This window comes from Paenibacillus turicensis (assembly GCF_017873435.1).
Lineage (GTDB): Bacteria > Bacillota > Bacilli > Paenibacillales > Paenibacillaceae > Fontibacillus > Fontibacillus turicensis.
Genome location: NZ_JAGGKG010000010.1, coordinates 46,436 through 67,096, shown reverse-complemented (window position 1 = coordinate 67,096; position 20,661 = coordinate 46,436). Strand labels below are relative to the sequence as shown.

Annotated in this window: 23 protein-coding genes; 18 read left to right on the top strand and 5 right to left on the bottom strand. The window is 38.7% G+C overall.

The window, feature by feature from the left end; genetic code table 11:
• The first annotated feature begins 143 nt into the window (after positions 1–143).
• The 4 genes from J2Z32_RS11820 (at position 144) to J2Z32_RS11805 (ending at position 4,945) form a co-directional block, all read left to right on the top strand.
• Entirely contained in the window at positions 144–869 is a 726-nt protein-coding gene (locus J2Z32_RS11820; protein WP_210089371.1) for a LytR/AlgR family response regulator transcription factor, read from the top strand.
• Positions 870–2,192, top strand: a complete 1,323-nt coding sequence (locus J2Z32_RS11815) for an ATP-binding protein (RefSeq protein WP_210089370.1) — start codon at positions 870–872, stop codon at positions 2,190–2,192.
• A gap of 138 nt (positions 2,193–2,330) precedes the next feature.
• On the top strand, positions 2,331–2,948 hold the full coding sequence (locus J2Z32_RS11810; protein ID WP_210089369.1) for a CPBP family intramembrane glutamic endopeptidase: 618 nt from the start codon (positions 2,331–2,333) through the stop codon (positions 2,946–2,948).
• Positions 2,949–2,989: 41 nt separating this feature from the next.
• On the top strand, positions 2,990–4,945 hold the full coding sequence (locus J2Z32_RS11805) for an AraC family transcriptional regulator (protein ID WP_210089368.1): 1,956 nt from the start codon (positions 2,990–2,992) through the stop codon (positions 4,943–4,945).
• A 124-nt stretch (positions 4,946–5,069) separates the two neighbouring features.
• On the opposite strand, the gene J2Z32_RS11800 is transcribed toward J2Z32_RS11805, so the two are convergent.
• The gene (locus J2Z32_RS11800; protein ID WP_210089367.1) at positions 5,070–5,468 is read right to left on the bottom strand and encodes a hypothetical protein; all 399 of its coding nucleotides are present in this window, start codon (positions 5,466–5,468) and stop codon (positions 5,070–5,072) included.
• A gap of 134 nt (positions 5,469–5,602) precedes the next feature.
• On the opposite strand from J2Z32_RS11800, the gene J2Z32_RS11795 reads away from it, so the two are divergent.
• The 6 genes from J2Z32_RS11795 to J2Z32_RS11770 all read left to right on the top strand — a co-directional run bounded on the left by J2Z32_RS11795 (position 5,603) and on the right by J2Z32_RS11770 (position 9,879).
• Positions 5,603–6,031 (top strand): DUF3237 family protein, encoded by a 429-nt coding sequence (locus J2Z32_RS11795; RefSeq protein WP_210089366.1) that lies wholly within the window; start codon positions 5,603–5,605, stop codon positions 6,029–6,031.
• Positions 6,032–6,234: 203 nt separating this feature from the next.
• Positions 6,235–6,663, top strand: a complete 429-nt coding sequence (locus J2Z32_RS11790) for a DMT family transporter (RefSeq protein ID WP_342453953.1) — start codon at positions 6,235–6,237, stop codon at positions 6,661–6,663.
• Positions 6,664–6,706: 43 nt separating this feature from the next.
• Entirely contained in the window at positions 6,707–7,408 is a 702-nt protein-coding gene (locus tag J2Z32_RS11785; protein ID WP_210089364.1) for a Crp/Fnr family transcriptional regulator, read from the top strand.
• Positions 7,409–7,517: 109 nt separating this feature from the next.
• Positions 7,518–7,991: a DMT family transporter gene (locus J2Z32_RS11780; RefSeq protein ID WP_210089363.1), complete on the top strand. Its 474-nt coding sequence runs from the start codon at positions 7,518–7,520 to the stop codon at positions 7,989–7,991.
• Positions 7,992–8,101: 110 nt separating this feature from the next.
• On the top strand, positions 8,102–8,914 hold the full coding sequence (locus J2Z32_RS11775) for an AraC family ligand binding domain-containing protein (protein WP_210089362.1): 813 nt from the start codon (positions 8,102–8,104) through the stop codon (positions 8,912–8,914).
• Positions 8,915–8,964: 50 nt separating this feature from the next.
• Positions 8,965–9,879 carry a DMT family transporter gene (locus tag J2Z32_RS11770; RefSeq protein WP_210089361.1) on the top strand — a complete coding sequence of 305 codons (915 nt, stop codon included), beginning with the start codon at positions 8,965–8,967 and terminating at the stop codon, positions 9,877–9,879.
• A gap of 327 nt (positions 9,880–10,206) precedes the next feature.
• On the opposite strand, the gene J2Z32_RS11765 is transcribed toward J2Z32_RS11770, so the two are convergent.
• On the bottom strand, positions 10,207–10,983 hold the full coding sequence (locus J2Z32_RS11765) for a Cof-type HAD-IIB family hydrolase (RefSeq protein WP_210089360.1): 777 nt from the start codon (positions 10,981–10,983) through the stop codon (positions 10,207–10,209).
• Between the two features lie 221 nt (positions 10,984–11,204).
• Between J2Z32_RS11765 and J2Z32_RS11760 the strand changes: the two genes are divergently transcribed.
• The 8 genes from J2Z32_RS11760 to aguB all read left to right on the top strand — a co-directional run bounded on the left by J2Z32_RS11760 (position 11,205) and on the right by aguB (position 17,493).
• Positions 11,205–11,471, top strand: a complete 267-nt coding sequence (locus tag J2Z32_RS11760; RefSeq protein WP_210089359.1) for a transcriptional regulator SplA domain-containing protein — start codon at positions 11,205–11,207, stop codon at positions 11,469–11,471.
• Complete coding sequence (gene splB, locus J2Z32_RS11755; RefSeq protein WP_210089358.1) at positions 11,468–12,496, top strand: spore photoproduct lyase; 1,029 nt, start codon at positions 11,468–11,470, stop codon at positions 12,494–12,496. Before J2Z32_RS11760 ends, splB begins: the two co-directional genes overlap by 4 nt.
• Before the next feature lie 277 nt (positions 12,497–12,773).
• A complete protein-coding gene (locus tag J2Z32_RS11750; protein ID WP_245251405.1) occupies positions 12,774–13,010 on the top strand; it encodes an AbrB/MazE/SpoVT family DNA-binding domain-containing protein in 237 nt (78 codons plus the stop codon).
• Entirely contained in the window at positions 13,011–13,757 is a 747-nt protein-coding gene (locus J2Z32_RS11745) for an ABC transporter ATP-binding protein (protein WP_210089357.1), read from the top strand.
• Positions 13,757–14,482, top strand: coding sequence for an ABC transporter permease (locus J2Z32_RS11740; protein ID WP_210089356.1), 726 nt, complete (start codon positions 13,757–13,759; stop codon positions 14,480–14,482). Before J2Z32_RS11745 ends, J2Z32_RS11740 begins: the two co-directional genes overlap by 1 nt.
• Positions 14,483–14,506: 24 nt before the next feature.
• On the top strand, positions 14,507–15,184 hold the full coding sequence (locus J2Z32_RS11735) for an NAD(P)H-dependent oxidoreductase (protein WP_210089355.1): 678 nt from the start codon (positions 14,507–14,509) through the stop codon (positions 15,182–15,184).
• A 240-nt stretch (positions 15,185–15,424) separates the two neighbouring features.
• Entirely contained in the window at positions 15,425–16,453 is a 1,029-nt protein-coding gene (locus tag J2Z32_RS11730) for an agmatine deiminase family protein (RefSeq protein ID WP_210089354.1), read from the top strand.
• A gap of 164 nt (positions 16,454–16,617) precedes the next feature.
• Entirely contained in the window at positions 16,618–17,493 is an 876-nt protein-coding gene (gene aguB, locus J2Z32_RS11725; protein ID WP_210089353.1) for an N-carbamoylputrescine amidase, read from the top strand.
• Positions 17,494–17,550: 57 nt separating this feature from the next.
• On the opposite strand, the gene J2Z32_RS11720 is transcribed toward aguB, so the two are convergent.
• The 3 genes from J2Z32_RS11720 to J2Z32_RS11710 form a co-directional block, all read right to left on the bottom strand.
• A complete protein-coding gene (locus J2Z32_RS11720) occupies positions 17,551–18,018 on the bottom strand; it encodes a DUF4362 domain-containing protein (RefSeq protein ID WP_210089352.1) in 468 nt (155 codons plus the stop codon).
• 80 nt (positions 18,019–18,098) lie between these two features.
• Positions 18,099–20,132, bottom strand: a complete 2,034-nt coding sequence (locus J2Z32_RS22645; RefSeq protein ID WP_210089351.1) for a M56 family metallopeptidase — start codon at positions 20,130–20,132, stop codon at positions 18,099–18,101.
• Positions 20,129–20,503, bottom strand: coding sequence for a BlaI/MecI/CopY family transcriptional regulator (locus J2Z32_RS11710; protein ID WP_210089350.1), 375 nt, complete (start codon positions 20,501–20,503; stop codon positions 20,129–20,131). Before J2Z32_RS11710 ends, J2Z32_RS22645 begins: the two co-directional genes overlap by 4 nt.
• Between the last annotated feature and the right edge of the window lie 158 nt (positions 20,504–20,661).

Genomic DNA, 20,661 nt, shown 5'->3' with positions numbered 1-20,661 from the left:
ACAGCGATGGATTAAATGTAGTATGATTTAGGCTAGAAAGATAGTATGCAGTGAGTAATATAACTGCTACTCCTTTCTAGCTTTTGTATTTTATTAAATATCAATACATATAATCTGTGATAAATGAGGAGCGAGATATAGATATGAAGCTTCACATTGCGATTTGTGATGATGACAGACAATATGCTTCTAAATTAGAAGAGATGTTGACTAAGCTAGCCTCAACGATGGACGGCATTCATTTTCATATTGATATATATGAATCAGGGGAAGCTTTACTTAGAGCAATGAGGCAGGCAGCCTACCATCTTGTTTATTTAGATATGGAAATGCCAGGGGAGGATGGGATTTTTGTTGCAGAGCAGCTTCGCGAGATGAAGTTAAGCATGTTAATTATTTTTGTGACGAGTCATTCCTCTTATATGTATCGAAGCTTTCAGGTACAGCCGTTTTGGTTTTTGTTAAAGCCAATTGAGGAAATAGAGTTACACATTGCGACGAACAAGGCAATTGAACTGTGCAAGCAGCAAAATGACGTATTCACCTTTGCAATGAATCAGCAGATCTATCATATAAGAATAAGTGAAATGATGTACATCACCGTAGAACGTGGCAAAAGGATAATCATTGTTACAGCAAATGAGTCCTATTCCTATTATGGAAAACTAGGGGAGCTTGCTTTACAGCTTGAGCCTTATCATTTTTGTCGCATACATAGTGGTTATGTTGTGAATTGGGAGTTTGTACGTGCATTGGGTAAAAATCAGGTTTTGCTGGCAAACGGTATTGCGCTTCCACTAAGTCGTACTAAAAGTAGTCATGCGCTAAAGTCCTATCATCATTTCATAGAAAAGAGGATGCTAAAATAAATGTGGCCGTTTCTGCTGTTGGTGATCGCCGTGTTAATTTTGTTTTATTTGCCGCAGGGAATTACCTTATATCTCTTTTTACAAAAATTTTTAATTTTAAAGAGGAGTAGGTTGTTTTTTGCAGGTGGCTTAGTGTTATTTTATGTTACGAAGTCTTTAATTGGAGCAAGCCTGACGCCACTGGAATCGGTAATTGTTCACTTTATCGTATATAGTCTGATTACAGTGTTTTATTTTCATGGTCGCTGGCTGCAAAAAATATTTCTAAGTGCTTTTTACACGGTATTTACGGTCATAATTGAACTTATGGTGTGGTTTGGACTTAGTATAGATGGCGTTTCAGGAGCTACTGGAGCTTCTCACATCGTTGGTTTTATAACCGTGGTCATCTTGAGCAATGGACTTTGCTTACTAATGGTCCGTATGTTCCGTGATGCCCCGAATTGGGGTGAGCTTTCAGATAAGGAGTGGGGGATTCTAATGCTCATCCCTGTAATCTCCTTAGTGATGATTATAGTGAGCTTACATGACGTCCCCGTTTTAAATCAACATAACATCGTTTTTGCACATTTGTTATCTTGGCGATTTTTAATGACATTGTTAGGCTTGTTACTCATTAACATTGCCGTCATGCTTGTATACCATACTTTAATCAAACGGGTGAAAAGTGAGTTCAATCATGTATTATTACAACAACAGGTGAAGGAATATAAGCAAAAATGGCAAGAGCATCAGGCGTTATCCACCATGCGTCATGACGTGAATCATATGTTCGCTATACTCTCTTCATGGCTGGAAAATGGACAAGTGCAGCAGGCACAGCAGTTTATTTTGCAATATAAAGCTCAGCATTTAAGACAAGACAATTTCATTGCAAGCGGTAATATCGTGATTGATGCCATCATAAATGAGAAGCTGAGTGTAGCAAAAGGTCATAAAATTGAAGTCCTTACCCACTTTCAAGTGCCACAAGATTTATCATTTAGTGGTAAAGAAATAGAGTTGGCTGTAATCCTAGGAAATGCGCTAGATAATGCAATCGAAGGCGTGCTAAGATTACCCAATCCCAGTAATAGATACATAGATTTAGAAGTGATCTTTAGAGAGGGAATATTGATTATTGCTACAAAAAATCCAGCCATAGATGTTAAGCCAAATGGACAACGGCAAGAGAATACCTCCTTTTTATCTAGTAAACGAAAGTATAAGGAAAGCGGAATTGGAATTAAAAGTATTTGTTATTCGGTTGAAAAACTAAAAGGTAATGTGAGCTTTAAATATATGGATGGACATTTTCATATGATCGTCACGCTGCCATGCTAGTAGGCTAACAAGGTAACAAAACCATTTACGCCATATAATATGTAAATTACGACGGTTTCCCCTAATTGTGAGAAGGTTATGCTATATTGATGATCTTCAAATCATTGGTGTACCTTCAACACGAAAGGGAGGAAGACGATGTTAGTCTCTTTAGTTATGAGCAGTATGATCCAGCTTATTTTATTTACAGTCATTCCATTGCTATATTGGAGCATTACAAAACGCAAAGCAGTTCCCGTAGTCCCTTTTCATAAATGGATAGGTTTGTATCGACCTAACTTTGTCTCTAAAAGGCGGCTTTTTATTTGCTTTATTACGATTTTAGTCACTTACTGTATCGTTGGTTTAGCCATATCTATTTACTTGTTACATCCTAAAGATTTAGCGAATTCACAATTTTATGGTTTAGGTCACGCTGGACTGCTTGCTGTTTTCATCTATTCCTTTGTTCAGACAAGCTTATCAGAGGAAATTTTGTTTCGGGGCTTCCTAACACGAGTGTTTGCAGCTAAATGGGGATTCAACATCGGGAACACCGTACAAGCTATTCTATTTGGTGGACTTCATGGGGTGATGCTGGTTAATCAGGCTGGTTTTTTTTCTGCTCTGATCGTAGTCTTGATTACGGGTGGGGTTGGTTTTAGTATGGGAATGATGAATGAGCGCTTAGCTGGAGGTTCGATTATTCCAGGTTGGGTATTACATGGAGCTACAAATTTTATTTCATCCGTCATGCTGTTGTATGCTTGGATTTAATCACTTACAATGTTCTTAGGATAGCAAGTTGGAGGAAAAGTATGGATTGGAATCATCATATCCGGTTATGGAATGAAGCAAAAGTTAAAATTTTGGATGCTCGCTGGAGGGGAGTAGAGCAAGGGGAGCGTATGAGTCCTTACTTTCTTCCAGCATATGCTTTTATTTTTATTGTTCGTGGTAAGGGGCATATTGAAATTGGCGAAAATACATATGAACTAGAAAGATTTCAAGTGTTTAGTGGTATGAAAGGAATTCCGATACGTATTATTGCGGAGAGCACAGTACAATATTATATCATTTTTTATAGTGTTAAATTTGAGGATAAATCGATTCAAAACGAAGGATCGCTAAGGTTACAAATGGAGTGTGCCTTTCTACCAAATCATCCTTTAATTTTACATGACAAGCTGACGTTGCTTCATGAGCAATGGCAGTTGGCTACTCCGATTCATAGGCTACATGGAAATGTTATATTTCAAGCCTTCGTTTATGAACTGCTGGTACAGTTGCAGACCGACTCAGGTAAGCTAATAAAACCAGACATCGTAAGCCAAGCGATAAAATATTTGGAGCATAATTATTATCGTCCTATCACCTTAGAGCAGTTAGCAGACGAATTGCAATGTAGCACCGGATATTTATCAAGAGCGTTTAAAGCAAAAACCGATACGAGTCCTATCCATTATCTTGGTTTCATCCGTGCATCAAAAGTACAACAATTGTTAATGCAGACAGATGCAACATTACAAGAAATTGCGGAGCAGGTCGGATATTTGGATGCGCATTCCCTTAGTCGTAGCTTTAAAAAGTATAAAGGGTTATCTCCATTACATTTTAAAAATGAGTTACATGTAACAGGTCAGGATATGCCCATACTTAAGACAACATCTGCACTTCAATCTACTTCTCTTTCAGCTTATACTGATATTGATAATCAATATCAAGTGAGTGTGAGAGGGGATCAACACATGTACGGCAAGGTAAAAATTACAGCATTGCTCATGATGATGAGCTTATCCTTATTGTTAGGAGCCTGTTCCACTGGGACACAAAACACCCAAAATAGCGACCGGCCTTCTACGAATAGCAATACGGTAGCTAATGAGGCTCACGAAAGCAATAAAAGCACAGGTGAAACACGAATTGTATCTACCTTAAAAGGGAACGTTGAAGTTCCAGCACATCCACAGCGTGTTGCGGCAGATCAATATATGGGACAACTTCTGAAGTTAGGGATCGTTCCGGTTGGTGTACGTAGCTTTATGCTAACCGAAGCTTGGATTGAACAAGCAGGCTTAACTGAGGTTGTAAAGGGAATTCAGGATCTTGGTGGGTTTCCGATGGATTTAGAAATGCTAACCGAACTTGAGCCAGACCTCATCATCGGCTCCATTGATAAAAATATAGAGAGCTATGAAAAAATAGCAACAACCGTATTTATTCCTTATTGGGAAGGGGAATCGACTGCGGGGCCGTTAGAGAAGTTCCATAGAATTAGTGAAGTATTTGGTAAGGAAAAGGAAGCAGATGAATGGATTAAAGATTATGAGAAGCGTGCTTCAGAAGCACGAGCAAAAATTAAAGGCATTATAAAGGATGGAGAGACCGTATCCATCATTCAAATTGCAAATAAAGTGTTGTATGTGCAAGCCGCTGAAGGTGGAAACTATGGCAGTCCTACGATTTACAAGATGCTGGGGTTACCTCCAACAGAGCAAGCCAAGCAGATAGAGGATGGCTTTGCTAGCATATCCCTTGAAGCTTTACCGCAGTATGTCGGAGATCATATTTTTATATATGGTGCTAAAGATCAGGATGCATCTGAAGTATTAGATAGCAAGGTGTGGAAAAATTTAGAGCCTGTGAAAAAAGGAAAAGTGTATCAGTACGGTTCAATGGGAGATAAAGGCGACGAGTTTGTGATGGAGGATCCTTATTCTCTTGATCTACAGCTAGAGACGATTGTAGATTTACTACTAGACTCTAAGAAATAAATAGTATTTTAAGTTAGCGATAGCGGCGCTCTTCCAATATGAAGGAGTCGCTATCTTTTTACCTACTGATCTAAGAGCATTGAATTGTAGCTGACACGGACCATAGCCCGCTTTTACTCTGGGTTTATTGCTTGTTAAAGCAACCTGCTTTAAGTATCGCCCATACTCCAGCTCCACCGCCTATCAAAAGAACCTCTATTGCCCCCATCCAATGTAGACTCGTGTTGCCGTTAGTGGCTGTAAGCGCGTAAATAAGGTGGTGACCTCCTAACATAATGCATAGGAAGAACGAAATAATTGACAATATTTTTGCGTATTCTACATTGCGTTTGAAAAGCGTGATAATAATACCTACATCAATACCCACATTCCACAATGCAATTTCAGTTTGCCAGCCAATGCTGAGTCCCCATACCGAGTAATTTTGAGCAATATCTGTAAAAAAGACCTGCCATATAAACGCACCTACTGACATTAGCAAAAATAAAAATAAATAATAAAATAAGTATTTTTCTTTTTTCATTTCTATTCCTCCTATCGATTCAAGGTATATATAAAGATCATCCAATTATTTACTTTTTAATTTACAAATTATTGTTCTTGCTTACCATGATAAATGTAATAATAGAAATAAAGATTATAAATGGAGATGATGTTTTGCGATTAGAAGAAGTACTTACAGTGCATGTGAAAATATTAAAAGCAATCCAATTACAAAATAGTGATGGTGATACCGTAGTTATGATAACCTTCACAGGAGAAGCTACGGGTAAATATTTTAATGGTGTAGTCCTCGATGGCGGAGTTGATACGCAGATTATTGGAAAACACGGTGACCGTCATAGCTTATCTGCAAGGTATATGCTCCAAGGTAGTGATAACACTGGACAAAAGTGTGAGATCTATATCGAAAACAATGGGAATTTTAATAAAAACCTATCTGATGGATTATTGTTCAGAACTACGCCTAAAGTAATTACTAATAGTAAGTCTTTATCCTTTTTGAACAGTGATGTTTTGATAGGGGAAGGTTATGGAGCGGAGAATGGTGTAGATATTAAAATTTTTAGAATAATAACAGCTTAATGACAAAAAAATAGATAACAAGACAGATAACAAAAAAACAGAACCCTGAATAGACGACATCCAATAAGATAATGGTTAAATGCTTTGAGTTGCAGATGTCTAGGGTTTTTTTATATTTAGTTTAGGACATATGTCCTTTTAATCCACTTAAAAGTATCATTTAATAGTTACAGATTACAAGACACGTTATAGGAGTGGGGAAAGTGCTAAAGGGAATTATATATGCGATTCTTGCTGGTGCATTTATTACATTGCAAGGGGTAGCTAATGCATCAATTGGGGCACATATTGGAACATGGCAGGCGGCGGCACTAACTCAGTTTACGGGTTTTATTGCAGCAGCATTGATCTTATTGGTAGCTCGTGGGGGGTCTTGGAAGGGAATTCGTAAGGTCAAGCCATTATATTTAATGGGTGGTGCACTAGCGGCGATCATTATTTTTAGTGAAGTGACGGCAATTGGACAGATTGGAGTAACGTTTACAATCTCTGCATTGCTTATAGCCCAATTAACGATGACCTTTCTTATTGATACAAACGGATGGTTTGACGTGATTAAACGAAAGATGGGTGTATTGCATTTTGCGGGTATTGCTCTAATGATTTTAGGTGTTATTGTTTTAAAACTATAGTCGGAGAAGCACAGAGGCTGGGGAAAAGGGAGGTGTTTTCGTTATGAAGGAAGTCCACGATCAAGAACAGCTTAATGGTTACTTAGAGCAGTTTCAGCTAGAAGAGGTATTTCATGCACCATTACGTAGTCACATTACGTTATACAAGCTTAGTTCGGGGGATGTTATATGCTATCAGGGTCAACAATTGGAGCACCTCTATGTGCTTGTACAGGGACGTATTAAAATATACTCCAACTCCCAAGAGGGGCAGTCACTAATTGTTTCCTTTAAATCACCATTAGAGATTGTAGGTGAAATTGAATACATAAGGCAAATCGAAATTATCAATACAGTCGAAGCGGTGACAGAGGTGTATTTAATCGGAATTCCTTATGCTTGGTTAAGAAAGCTTGGCAATGAGCACCCCCCTTTCTTGCGTTTTTTGTTGGATATCATCACACGCAAATTTTATATAAAATCAGATTTTCTTAGCTTTAATCTTATGCACCCTGTAGAGATTAGGTTAGCTAGCTATTTGCTGTCACACGTTTCAGAGGAAGCTGCTATGAATGGATCTTTTGGACATGAAGTCATCGGTCTTGCAGATACGGCAAATTTAATTGGAACAAGCTATCGTCATCTCAATCGGATTGTCGGCAAATTTTGTGAAAAAGGTTTAGTGTCACGAGGGGCAAGAGGGACGATTTATATTCGGGATTTAGAAGGCTTACAGGCGATGGTAGATGGCAAGACAACACCATAATTTAACACCTTGCTATGATATAAAACTTTGCTACAAATATAACACTTTGCTTATGACTAATAAGCATTACTACAGGAGAAAGATTAAAAATTAAGGAGAGAAATTAAAAATGATTACTGGAATATTACTAGCAAGCTTAGCGGGATTATTAGTCAGTGTACAAACTGTGTTCAATAGTAAAGTGAACGTGTACAATAACTCGTGGTCTACAACTACGCTTGTGCTTGGCATGGGTTTTCTAGCCTCCTTTCTGCTTGGTTTCATTACCCAAGGAAGTAGCATGTTCAATCTAGAGGGATTAAAGCTATGGTATATTTTCAGCGGTTTAATTGGAGTTGGCGTCGTCTTTTGTTTAGTTCATGCGATGAAAAATCTTGATCCAACCTTTGCGATCTCCATCGTGGTAACCGCTCAGCTTGGCACCGCATTGTTGTGGGATTCACTTGGCGTATTAGGACTTGAAAAGATCCCCTTTAGCTGGAATAAGCTACTTGGTGTGATGATAATTGTACTTGGAATTGTGGTGTTTAAGCTAGGTGATTTTAGACGTGATCATATTAAAAATCAAGCACCAAGTGCTTAACCTTAACGTATCACGAAGGGCAATGTCAGTTAGGGCAACATCATACAAGAATAGGCCTGCCTAACCGTGCTAAAGTAAATTACAGCGCTATTACAGTTAAGGAGGTAAGAATGAAGCAAGAGAAAAGAACAGTGAAATACGATAGCGATTTACAGCTAGAAGCCTATCATTTTGAAGGTATTATGCAAAAATTCCCCAATCATTTTCATGATTATTATGTCATTGGTTTTATTGAAAAAGGGACTCGTTATTTAACGTATAAAAATAAAGAGTATACCATCCATCCTGGGGATTTACTGCTATTTAATCCCTTTGATAATCATGCCTGCGAACAAACTGATGAACAAGCACTTGATTATCGTTGTCTTAATATTTCTATTGACATTATGCGAAAAGCGGTATTTGAAATTACAGGCCAAGATCAACTACCACAGTTTACTACACAGGTAGTCTTTCGCTCTGAATTAGTTAGCTTACTCCGAGAACTGCATATCATGATCATGCAGGAGGATAACGAGCTACACAAGGAGGAAAGCTTTTTTTTTCTAATTGAGCAATTACTTTTGGAATATACAGATCAACAGATTGGAGCTGGAAATACCGAGCCCAGTCTTCAGATTCAAGCCATTTGTGATTTTATAGAAAATAATTATCGAACAGCAGTTACATTGGATGATTTATGTAAGCTAACAGGATTAAGTAAATATTACTTAATGCGTTCTTTTACGAAGCAAATGGGGATTTCCCCATACAGTTATTTACAGACGATACGGATTAGCAAAGCTAAAAAGCTATTAGAGCAAGGCGTTTTGCCAATTGAGGTCGCTTTTCAAACCGGATTTACGGATCAAAGTCATTTCACAAATTTTTTCAAAAAGTTTATTGGATTAACGCCAAGACAATATATGAATATTTTTAAGTAGCTATTCAAGCGATTAGACCTATAAAGATTTTTTGACTGAAAGGAGTAGAGATGCAAAAGGAAAAAGAGCCCATAGGACATTTACTAGCCCTGATTACAATCTTGATATGGGGAACGACATTTATTTCTACAAAAGTTTTATTACGTGTCATTTCTCCAATTGAAATTTTGTTTTTGAGGTTTGTGATTGGTTTTGTTATTCTATTTCTCATTTATCCCCGTAGGCTAAAGGTGAAGGAAAAGAAGCAGGAGCTATATTTTGTAGCGGCGGGATTATGTGGTGTAACCTTATATTATTTGCTAGAAAATATTGCGTTAACCTACACCTTTGCCTCGAACGTAGGGGTTATTATTTGTATTGCTCCATTTTTTACTGCTATATTTGCGCATCTATTTTTAGAGGGGGAGAAATTAAGCTTTTCATTTTTTGGAGGTTTTATGATTGCGGCTATTGGCGTGTTTTTAATTAGTTTTAATGGAAGTACTCAGCTACAGTTAAACCCTCTAGGTGATATTTTGGCGATATTAGCTTCAATTGTATGGGCCGCATATTCTGTATTTACCAAAAAAATTAGTAGCTTTGGTTATAATATGATACAAAGTACTCGCAAAATCTTTTTATATGGTCTACTATGTATGATCCCTGCTTTATTTATATTTGAATTTAAGCCAAGCTTTGAAGTCCTGTTGGAGCCGGTCTATTTATTTAATATGTTATTTTTAGGCTTAGGCGCATCAGCGCTCTGTTTTGTGACGTGGAATTTAGCAGTAAAAATAGTAGGGGCGATTAATACGAGTCTGTATATATACTTAGTACCCGTTATCACGGTAGCAACCTCGATCATTGTTTTACATGAAAAAATGACAGGTATGGCTATTGCAGGTACATTGCTTACGCTTGTTGGACTATTTGTATCAGAGCGTAGAGGGAAAATGACGAACACAATTATTGCAAAGCAAAATTAATAAAAGCTATGTGCTTTGTAAATAAGTTGCTCTATAATTCTCCTTTGTTCGCTTGTACCTTGTGATTTTCGTTGTTGTTATGAAAAGACCTAACGAAGCTTGATCAGCTTCATCTTCTAAGTTTAAATTTATAATTGATAATACTCAGCATTATTAAGATCTAACGTAAAATTAAAAACTTGCAGTCATAGGCAGCTTTTTAAGCTCTTCCTTTGTCCGCAAGTTTTTTTAAATGAATTTTTGGCTCAATAATCGCAAGAACGGTCTGGATCGTGGCTGCCAGACACTTATCGTTGGCAAGTACTAATTTCTAACCTATTTAATTACCTATTTTATCAGCCCTGCATAACGCAAGCCCTGTGAAATTCCACCCTCATCAACAGAAGCCGTGACATAGTCTGCTAAAGGTAGTAAGTCCGGATGTGCATTCCCCATCGCAATGCCAAGCCCAACCTCATCTAACATTTCTTTATCGTTTAAACCATCACCAAAAGCAACAGCATCCGCAGTAGTGAGGTTAAGCTTGTCTAACATCGCTTTAATTCCCTCGGCTTTTGAACTGCCCTGAATGGTGACATCCACTGCTTTTTCATGCCAACGAATCATCCGCAAATCCTCAGCCATCTCCTTATACAACGGCTCGTCTTCCGCTTTACAATGAAGAAATACCTGATAAATATCAGTTTTTTGCCAAAAGTTCGGGTCAAAGCTTGCTTCCTTTAAATGAAGGGAGCTAAGTGATTCCAGGACAAAGGGGTGCTCTTTTGAATTGGAAAAGTAATCGTCACTTCCCACAAAAACAAGCGCATGCTGGTTACGTTCCGCATACTCAATTAGCTTCTTGATATGCTCTTTGGGTAACATTTGCTTGAACAGTGGTTTCCCTTTATAAACGACATAGGTGCCATTTAGACTAATAAAGGAATGAATATCTAATTTCTGAAGTAGTGGCTCAAAATTAAAGGGTGTACGTCCAGTAGCAATGACAGGTTCAATGCCATTTGCTTTTAATTGTTGAATTGCATCTATTGTATCTTGCGGAATTTCCATATGCTCATTAATTAATGTGCCATCAATATCAAAAAAGACAATTTTATAGCTCATAGTTTAAGTTAAACTCCAATCTTTAGTTGTTTATATTAGTTTACCATGGAAGAAGATATCATGCTGATTACGGCTATTATCGGAATGAAATTTCATCTGTTACTTTATGTGTTTCCATATTTAGTAAATATAATTTTTGTATATGTTGGGGATATTTAAAGGTAATTACAAATGGATGTTTTATTTGCCCTACAAAGACAAAAAAAGAAGGTGACCCGTTTATGCAAGCTTATAATAACTCCAATGCAAACTACAACCCAGGCGATGTCGTTTATGTAATTTATCGTAATCCGCATACACAGGACGTAGCTAATGTACAGCAGGCAGCTGTCATTAATCACCCTGAAAAACCGGGGGAGCTCGCCGTATTTTTATATGAGACCTATTATCCACTCACAGCAGAAATGGCGGTGTATGCAACTGAATCTGAAGCAAATGAGGCATATAGCTATTACTTTGGTGGTGCCGTGGAAGGGAGCTTTCAATGATTGCGCCATTTATGCCACGACTCATTTATTTTGAGCCAGACGCACTGGATTACCCGCTTGGTGTAGAGCTACATGATAAATTTAAAAAGCTGAACGCAGAAATTCGGTATACGACTTCGCATAATCAGGTACGGAATTTGCCTGGTGAAAGTGATCTACAGCGCTACCGGGTTGCCAAATCAACGCTTGTGGTTGGTGTGCGTAAAACGTTAAAATTTGATACGTCCAAGCCTTCTGCCGAATTTGCCATTCCTTTTGCTACAGGGTGTATGGGGCATTGTCATTATTGCTATTTGCAGACGACGATGGGGAGTAAGCCCTACATTCGTACTTATGTTAATGTGGAGGAAATTCTAGCGCAAGCAGATAGCTATATGAAGGAGCGGGCACCAGAATTCACAAGGTTTGAAGCGTCCTGTACGTCTGATATTGTTGGCATTGACCACCTGACGCATACATTAAAAAGAGCGATTGAACATTTTGGACAATCAGAATATGGAAAGCTACGGTTTGTGACCAAGTTTCATCATGTGGATCATTTGCTAGATGCCAATCACAATGGAAAAACAAGATTTCGGTTTAGTGTAAATGCGGATTATGTCATTAAAAATTTTGAGCCGGGTACTTCACCATTAGCACAACGTATTGAGGCGGCAGGTAAGGTTGCTCGTGCAGGATATCCGTTAGGCTTTATTGTAGCGCCAATTTATCTACATGAGGGCTGGAAAGATGGATATTACCATATGTTTGAACGACTCGATGATGAGCTAGACAAAGATGCACGTGATGACATTACGTTTGAATTTATACAGCATCGCTTCACGAAGCCTGCTAAACGAGTGATTGAAAAAAATTATCCGATGACTAAGCTGGAGCTAGATGAGGAAAAACGTAGATACAAATGGGGCAAATATGGCATTGGCAAATATATTTATCAGAAGGAAGAAGAAGAGGAACTGAAGGAACATCTGCATGGCTGTATGAAGAAGTTTTTCCCACAAGCGAAGCTGGAGTATTTTACTTAAAATTACGTGATCGTAGTAAATGAGTAGTAAATGATAGTTCAAATTATAAAAGCAGGAGTGCAGTTCAATCTGGCTCCTGTTTTTTTGTATTTCATTTTATTAAGTATTTTTATTGCTAATTTATTTCCTGAGAAGTATAATAAGTATGAAAAGTACGAAAAGTATGAAAAATATAACTTGTTGTAAAAGTAGGACTCGTGATAAAAGTATAACTTATATCTTTAAATTGGAATTTTATATTATGGATGAATCAAAAACTAAGGAGGCATATCGGTAGATGGTTAAAAATAACACATCACAAGACGGAAAGTTTATGAGCACAGTAAAGGTAGGAGAAAAAGGTCAAATAGTCATTCCAAAGGGTGCGCGTGATTTGTTTGACATTAAGCCGGGAGATACGTTGCTTCTGCTCGCTGATATTAAGCAAGGGATTGCGATCGTCAAAAATGACTTATTTAAGCAATTTGCGAATGAAATTATTCAAGCACAGGAGAATCCAGAGGAGGCTGAATAAATGAAAGCCGTGAACGGGATTGAAATTGTGAATTTAACAAAAACCTATAAGCACCGCGTTGCCGTAAATGATTTGAATTTAGAAATCAAGCAAGGAGAATTTTTCTCTTTATTGGGTCAAAATGGAGCAGGAAAAACAACGACAATTAAAATGCTAAGCTGTTTGCTTACCCCTACAAGTGGAGATGCCTTTTTACTAGGCGATAGTATCACTCGTCATGCAACCGAAGTGAAGAAGAAGCTAAATGTATCCCCACAGGAAACAGCCGTAGCACCTAATTTATCTGTAAAAGAGAACCTTGAATTGATTGCCCGCTTATATGGAAGTGATAAGAAGCAAGCAAAAGTGAAGGCAGTTGAAGCGATGGCAATGTTAGGTCTATCAGAGCGAGCGAAGGATCGGGCTAAGACATTGTCTGGAGGCTTGCAGCGTAGATTGAGTATTGCGATGGCGATTATCACTAATCCGCAAATCATTTTCCTTGATGAGCCAACACTTGGACTTGATGTCAGAGCAAGACGGGATTTATGGAAGGTGATTTCTAGTCTTAAAGGGAAGGTTACAATTATTTTGACAACACATTACTTAGAGGAAGCAGAAAGCTTGTCTGATCGCATCGGAATTATGCATGGCGGGAAGCTACAGGCGTTAGGCACGGTGGACGAATTACTACAACTAACGAAACAAAGTAGCTTTGAGGATGCCTTCCTCATGTTGACAGAAGAAGAAAGTGAGGTGCCAGCGTAATGTTATCAGCACTTGCGACCCGTAATCAAAAAGAACTACTTCGAGACCCGTTAAGCATTGTATTTGGTTTAGCACTCCCTATATTTTTATTATATTTTGTATCTATTTTACAAAAAAGTGTACCTGTGGATGTTTTTAAATTGGAGAACTTTGCACCATCCATTGCAATATTCAGTTTTTCATTTATTTCATTATTTTCAGGCATGTTATTGGCAAAGGATCGAAGCAGCTCCTTTTTAACACGTTTGTTTGCTTCCCCATTATCCTCTAAGGAATATATTTTAAGCTATTCATTGCCGCTGCTGTTTGTGGCATTTTTACAAAGTATCATTTGCTTGACCGCGGCCGTATTTATGGGACTTCCTGTGACTAGTAATCTAATGCTTACAGTTGTGATGCTGATTCCCATTTCATTATTGTTTATCGGAATTGGCTTACTATTTGGAGCGTTGTTTACAGACAAGCAAGTAGGCGGAATTTTTGCAGTATTAGTGCAGGTTGTGGCTTTATCTAGTGGCATGTGGTTTGATTTAAATCTATTTGGTGGCGCAGTACAAGCGATTAGTAATGCCCTTCCGTTTGCTCACGCAGTAGAAGTTGCACGTGCGACAATGGCGGGCAATCTAAGTGCAATCTTGCCACATATGCTGTGGGTGCTTGTGTATACACTTGTTATCTTTGTTGCTGCTGTTATCGTGTTTAAGCGTCGGATGAAGGAAGTATAAGTTAAAATAAAGGAGTGCCTTACATTGAACCATTCTGAACTTACCAAAGAAGCTATTTTAGCGGCCTATCAATTTAGACATGCAACAAAGGATTTTGATCCTAATAAAAAAATAAGTGATGAAGACTTTAAGTTTATTTTAGAAACAGGTCGTTTATCACCAAGCTCTTATGGATTTGAGCCATGGAAATTTGTTGTGGTACAAAACAAGGAGCTTCGTACAAAATTAGCAGAGGTTGCGACAGGAGCAAGAAGACAACTGCCAACAGCAAGTCATTTTGTCGTTATTTTGGCAAGATCACCTCATGATATGAAGGCAAATGCTGAGTATATTCAGTACATGATGAAAGAGGTTCAGCAATTAACCCCTGAGATCATAACGATGAAGGAAGCTACCTATGATGCATTTTTAAAAACTAATTTTGCGATTGAGGACGATCCGAGAGTGATGTTTGAGTGGGCTTGTCGTCAGACGTATATTGCACTTAGCAATATGTTAACTGCGGCGGCATTGATTGGGATTGATTCCTGTCCAATCGAGGGCTTTAACCGTAAGGCCGTCAATGAGTTGCTTATTAAAGAAGGGGTGCTCGACCCCGAGCATTATGGTGTGTCTGTGATGGCTGCTTTTGGTTATCGCGCGAATGAGCCTCATGCAAAAACAAGACAAACCACCGAGCAAGTGGTTACATGGATCGAATGAGGAGCACGACTGACGTTTAAGGCAATAGAAAATAGAATGGGATAAATATCACGAAATCAAATTGTAATTAATAGTAGATAGAGAGGGATGAGTTAACGCTCATCCATTCTTAATGAAGAATAGCTAGAAAAGGATACATGTTCAAATTGATAGACTTCTTAAAATATTGTATGATGAGTGAGGAACTTTGGGGGTAAGCGCTAAAGTTTATATTTGGGATGTGAAAGGGTAACTTAAACGATGAATCCAAAAGCTTTAAACTATACAATGCCTGCTGAGTGGACTCAGCATGAGCGTACATTTATTTCTTGGCCGATCCAAGCCTCGATGGTTTATCCAGAGCAATATGAAGTAGTTTGTGCCAGCTATGCTGAGATTATTACAGCGATTGCGGAATTTGAGCCTGTTACTGTGATAATTAACCCAGATGATGAGGAGCTTGTGCGTTCTTTTGTGAAGCAAGAGAATGTAACTTTATTGCCGATTCAGCATAATGACGCGTGGCTACGTGATAATGGCCCAACCTTTATCCAAAACGCAGAAGGTAAGCTTGCAGGGATCAACTGGAAATTTAACGCATGGGGTGGCAAATATTCACCTTGGGACTTAGATGATGCCGTGGCTCCACAAATTTTGAAGCAAGCAGGTATTACGCAGTTTGATGCACCACTTGTGATGGAGGGCGGCTCCATTCATACCGATGGAGAAGGCACGATTTTAACGACGGAAGAATGTTTGTTAAATACAAATCGGAACCCTGAGCTTAGCCGTGAACAGATCGAAGCTTATGTTAAGGAGTTTACAGGCAGTGACGTCATCATTTGGCTAGAGCGTGGTTTAAGTGGGGACGAGACTGATGGCCACGTTGATAACATTGCTTGTTTTGTAGCGCCAGGAAAGGTCATTATCCAAGTGTGTGATGATGCTCAGGATGAGAACTACGCAATCACTCAGACTAACCTTGCTATTTTGGAGCAAGCGAGGGATGCAAAAGGACGTAAGCTAGAGATCGTGAAGCTACAGCAGCCACCTCGTGTAGATTATGAAGGTAGCCGCTTGACGCTTAGCTATTTAAACTTTTATTTTGTAAATGGTGGCATTATTTTACCTGTATTTGGGGGAACTGCTGCAGAAACAGATCAGATGGCAATGGACACATTAGCGTCCATATTCCCAGATCGCCGTATTCGTACTGTGAACGGAATGGGAGTTATTAAAGAGGGCGGAAACGTCCACTGTACGACACAACAAATGCCTGCTAGTAGATAATACTAACGGAGGGCAGAGGGATTGTGAAGAAGCGAAGCATCCGCATTTAAAGTCTGATTGTTACCTTATACAAACTAAATTTGCTTACAATCATACTTTAACAGCGGTCGTAACACCCTCTACCCTTTCCTCAATACTATTTTAAAGAAGGTGACAGAAAAATCATGAGAAATGTAAAAGTAGCAGCGACTCAAATGAGCTGCTCTAATGATATAAGTGCTAACATTGCGAAAGCAGAAAAGCTCGTTCGTGAAGCGGCTGCACAAGGCGCACAAATTATTTTGCTCCAAGAGCTATTTGAAACCCCGTACTTCTGCCAAAAGGAAAAAGCGGATTATTATCCATATGCAACAGAGCTTGAGGAAAATCAAGCGATTAATCACTTTAAAGGCATTGCCAAGGAGCTTGCGGTTGTATTGCCAATTAGTTTTTATGAGAAGAAAAACTATGCACGTTATAACAGTGTTGCCATCATTGATGCGGATGGAGAAGTACTTGGCAAGTACCGTAAGAGCCATATTCCAGATGGCCCAGGCTATGAAGAGAAGTTTTATTTTAACCCAGGTGACACTGGCTTTAAGGTGTGGCAAACGAAATATGCGAAGATTGGCGTAGGTATCTGTTGGGATCAATGGTATCCTGAAGCAGCTCGCGTAATGACCTTGATGGGTGCTGAGTTATTGTTTTACCCAACGGCGATTGGTTCTGAGCCACAAGATGGTTCGATCGATTCAAAGGATCATTGGCAAATGTGTATGCGTGGACATGCTGCCTCTAACTTGATCCCAGTTGTTGCGTCTAACCGCATTGGGAAAGAGGAGGACGAGGACTCCAGCATCAACTTCTATGGTTCATCCTTTATTGCAGGACCACAAGGGAACAAAATTGCGGAAGCTAACCGCGAAGAAGAAACGGTATTAGTGAGTGAATTTGATCTTGATGCGTTGGAATCGCAGCGTATCGAGTGGGGGATTTTCCGCGACCGCCGTCCAGAATTATATCGCTTGATTGCTTCGTATGATGGTGATTTGACGTTTTAATAAAATAAAGCTGGCCAGAGAACGTAAAGTTTTCTGATCAGCTTTTTTGTCTTTATTTTATTTCTTCGGAAACCAAAAAAACTCTCCATTTTCGTTATCACAGCCACTTAAGCTATAGTATTCTTGACCATCTTCATTTTGTTTTGCTCCAATTTTTTTACATGAGGAGCTTGGTCTTTTTAGATCATGACCGTAAGTATCTAAGGAGTTGTCATACGTAAATGTAATGTTATTACCATCGTAGATTAGCTCATAAAAAATAGGATCGCCTTCAATCGTATATTGCGTAATTCGCACCTGATCACGAGCCTTATCTTTTACATTTTTCATAAACTGATCCCACTTTTCAATATTTTTAAGATTATCAAACAAATTAACAACATCGCCATTTTGCACCGCTTTTTCGGCACTATAGGGCACTTTGATTTTGGGAAATGGAGAGTTGTCATCTTGTGGGCTGCTATTGCAGGAAGTAATTAGAGCAAGCGATAAAATAATGAATACATATCTCATTTTTTTTATCATTATTAACACCTCCGTCTATCTGACGCATTACAGTGTAACAATGTTGCTTGTTAGTCGGCGATAAGGGTATGCAATATATTTTATTTCCAGTTTAACAATAGTTTATCTAGCTTATCCAGATCGTTCCCTAACTCCTTCAAGGCACCAAACTCTGCCTCAAGTGTTTGTCGCTCAAACGTGATTTTTTTACTATAATCCTCAGTTTTCAATACGCCTTCTGGAGATGGGGTAGCACGAAACGCAAAGGTAACTTCCCCCGCATTATCAATCATACTAAGCAATACTAATGCATTTTTACGTAGCTGTTGCTCAAAGCGATCATCCGAAAATGAAGGTAAGGTGCTAAGCTCTGCATTTGAACGTGGTTCATAAAATACCGTTACACCATAAGGCTCCTTCGTCGTTTGTAATGCAATAAAATTTTGAATGTAAGTGGGGTAAGGCGTGTTCAGTGAGCCTGCAATTTTAGTTACCTTTGATGCATCCCCAATATAAGGTGTTTTAGCTTGACTTAATAATTCTAAATTGTAATCTGAGTATAGCTTCGTTGGATGCTCTGTTGTATATTCCACCTGCAACCATACAAGCTCCTTACTTTGATCACTGTATATTGCCCTTAATTGAATCTGATTCATAGTGTCCTGATAGGTGACACTTTTAAGCTTCTGCTCTCGATCATACCATGTGCTTTTTTGCTTCCCAAGCAGACTCTCCAAATCGGTAAGCGACTTCAGGATAAAAGGTGAGAAGCGTTCTTCTTGCTCAACTTTAACATAAGGAATATAAGCTCCCTTTGAATAAACTGTATTCATAAAGGCAACAATTCGACCTTCTGAATCTGTTTGATAGCTTAACTCCTCAAATTGATGCTGATACTTCAATGATGCATTGCTTGATACAGGTGTATACAGCTCTGTATGAATGTCCTGTTCATTTTGCCCCAGTGAAATATCATTAATTTTTAGTCTGGAAAAATCATAATCCACTTGGGATGCTTTAATACTTGGTGTAGCTGAGCCCACAAAAATTGTACTAACAATGAGCACGAGACTTATTGCTAACATGCTAATGAGACGTGGTTTACGACTATTCTCCGATTGCATAATGGAAGTTAATCGATCCTTTAAATTATTTTTTTCGGTGCTCATCGTGCCTACAAAAGCGCCAGAAGCTTGCTTAGAAGCCGCTAATGCAATCAGTGTCTCACCATAACCTTGCTTTTGCTGCACATTCATTCCTTTAATGACGGCTTCGTCACAAGATAATTCACACGCTTGATTAAACTGCTTTACTAGCTTATAAATGATTGGATTAAACCAATGTAAGCATAATGTAAGCTGTGCCATCCATTTGAGCCATAAATCACCACGCTTTAGATGGGTAAGCTCGTGTAAAAAAATGTAATCTAGCTGTTGCTCGGTAAATTCACGTTGTGGCAAAACAATGCACGGTTTCTGTAATCCAACCAGCATAGGTGAAGTGATGAGTGGATTTTGAAATACAGGGACATCTAGATAAATCCCTTTCTTTTGTTTTGCTATCGCTAAGGCGGATAATATGAACTCATTTTTTACAGCAACCTGCTGGGTATTTAGTTTTCGTTTAAAACGTAAATAACCGACGATCTTCCAGCTAAACAACAACCCAGCACCTACAAGCCACATTATTGATAGTGTCATCCATAATGTAGATGAGAGGGAGGATACACCTGTTGTGGATGAAGCAGGGGAAGTAACAGAGCTAGTTGGACTAGCAGAAGTAACAGAACCAACAGAACTAGCGGAACCTGAAGTAGCAGGTGTTGGTGTTGTAATTTCCAAAGCCGAAGTGTGCTTATCCTCTTGTAGTTGTCTAGTTTCATTTAAAACAGGCACTAAGGAATCAGAAGCTAAATTTTGCTCTTGCAATGGGCTAAATAACGTCCCAATTATGCTTCCTTCTGGTGCAACTGGAATGACGAGCCGTAACAGTACAATGAGCCAAATGTAATATTTCCAAGTTTGGGTAAGTCTTTTATTAGCTACTTTTTGCACGACATAAATCAATCCCGCAATAACGGTAGCGGCAAGGGATAACGATAAACAGACGATAAATAAATCGCTGAAGTTGTTCACTTAGGACCCTCCATCTTGAAGTATTGACTTAGCTCATTAATGTCCTCATCGCTAAGCTTACCATGCTCCACTAAAGCAGCAACAAGACTTTTAGCGCTGCCTTGATAGAGCTTATCTACCATTTCTTCCATATGGAAGGTAGTGTATTCTTCCTCTGTAATGTTTGCGCTATAGTATAATACTTCACGCTTATGCGCTGTAATGACCTCTTTATCTGTGAGGCGTCGTAGCAGTGTTAGCACGGTTGATTTACCCCAGCCCTTTGTTTGGTCTAGCTCTTTGCGAATATGTAACGAGGAGACTGGTTCTTGCTGTTTCCATAATATACGCATAACCTCGAGTTCCGCATTGGCAATTTTGTCCGCAAGCATAAATACCCCATCCTATCTTAAAATAATTAATTGTGTTAATAATGATTCCGGTTTACAACTGTAGTCTGATGTTAGTTTACAAAAGTAAACTCTTATTTGTCAACCTGAAAAGCGAAGATTCTCGATTCCACTTTTAGGGTAATTACTTTCAGGAGGGA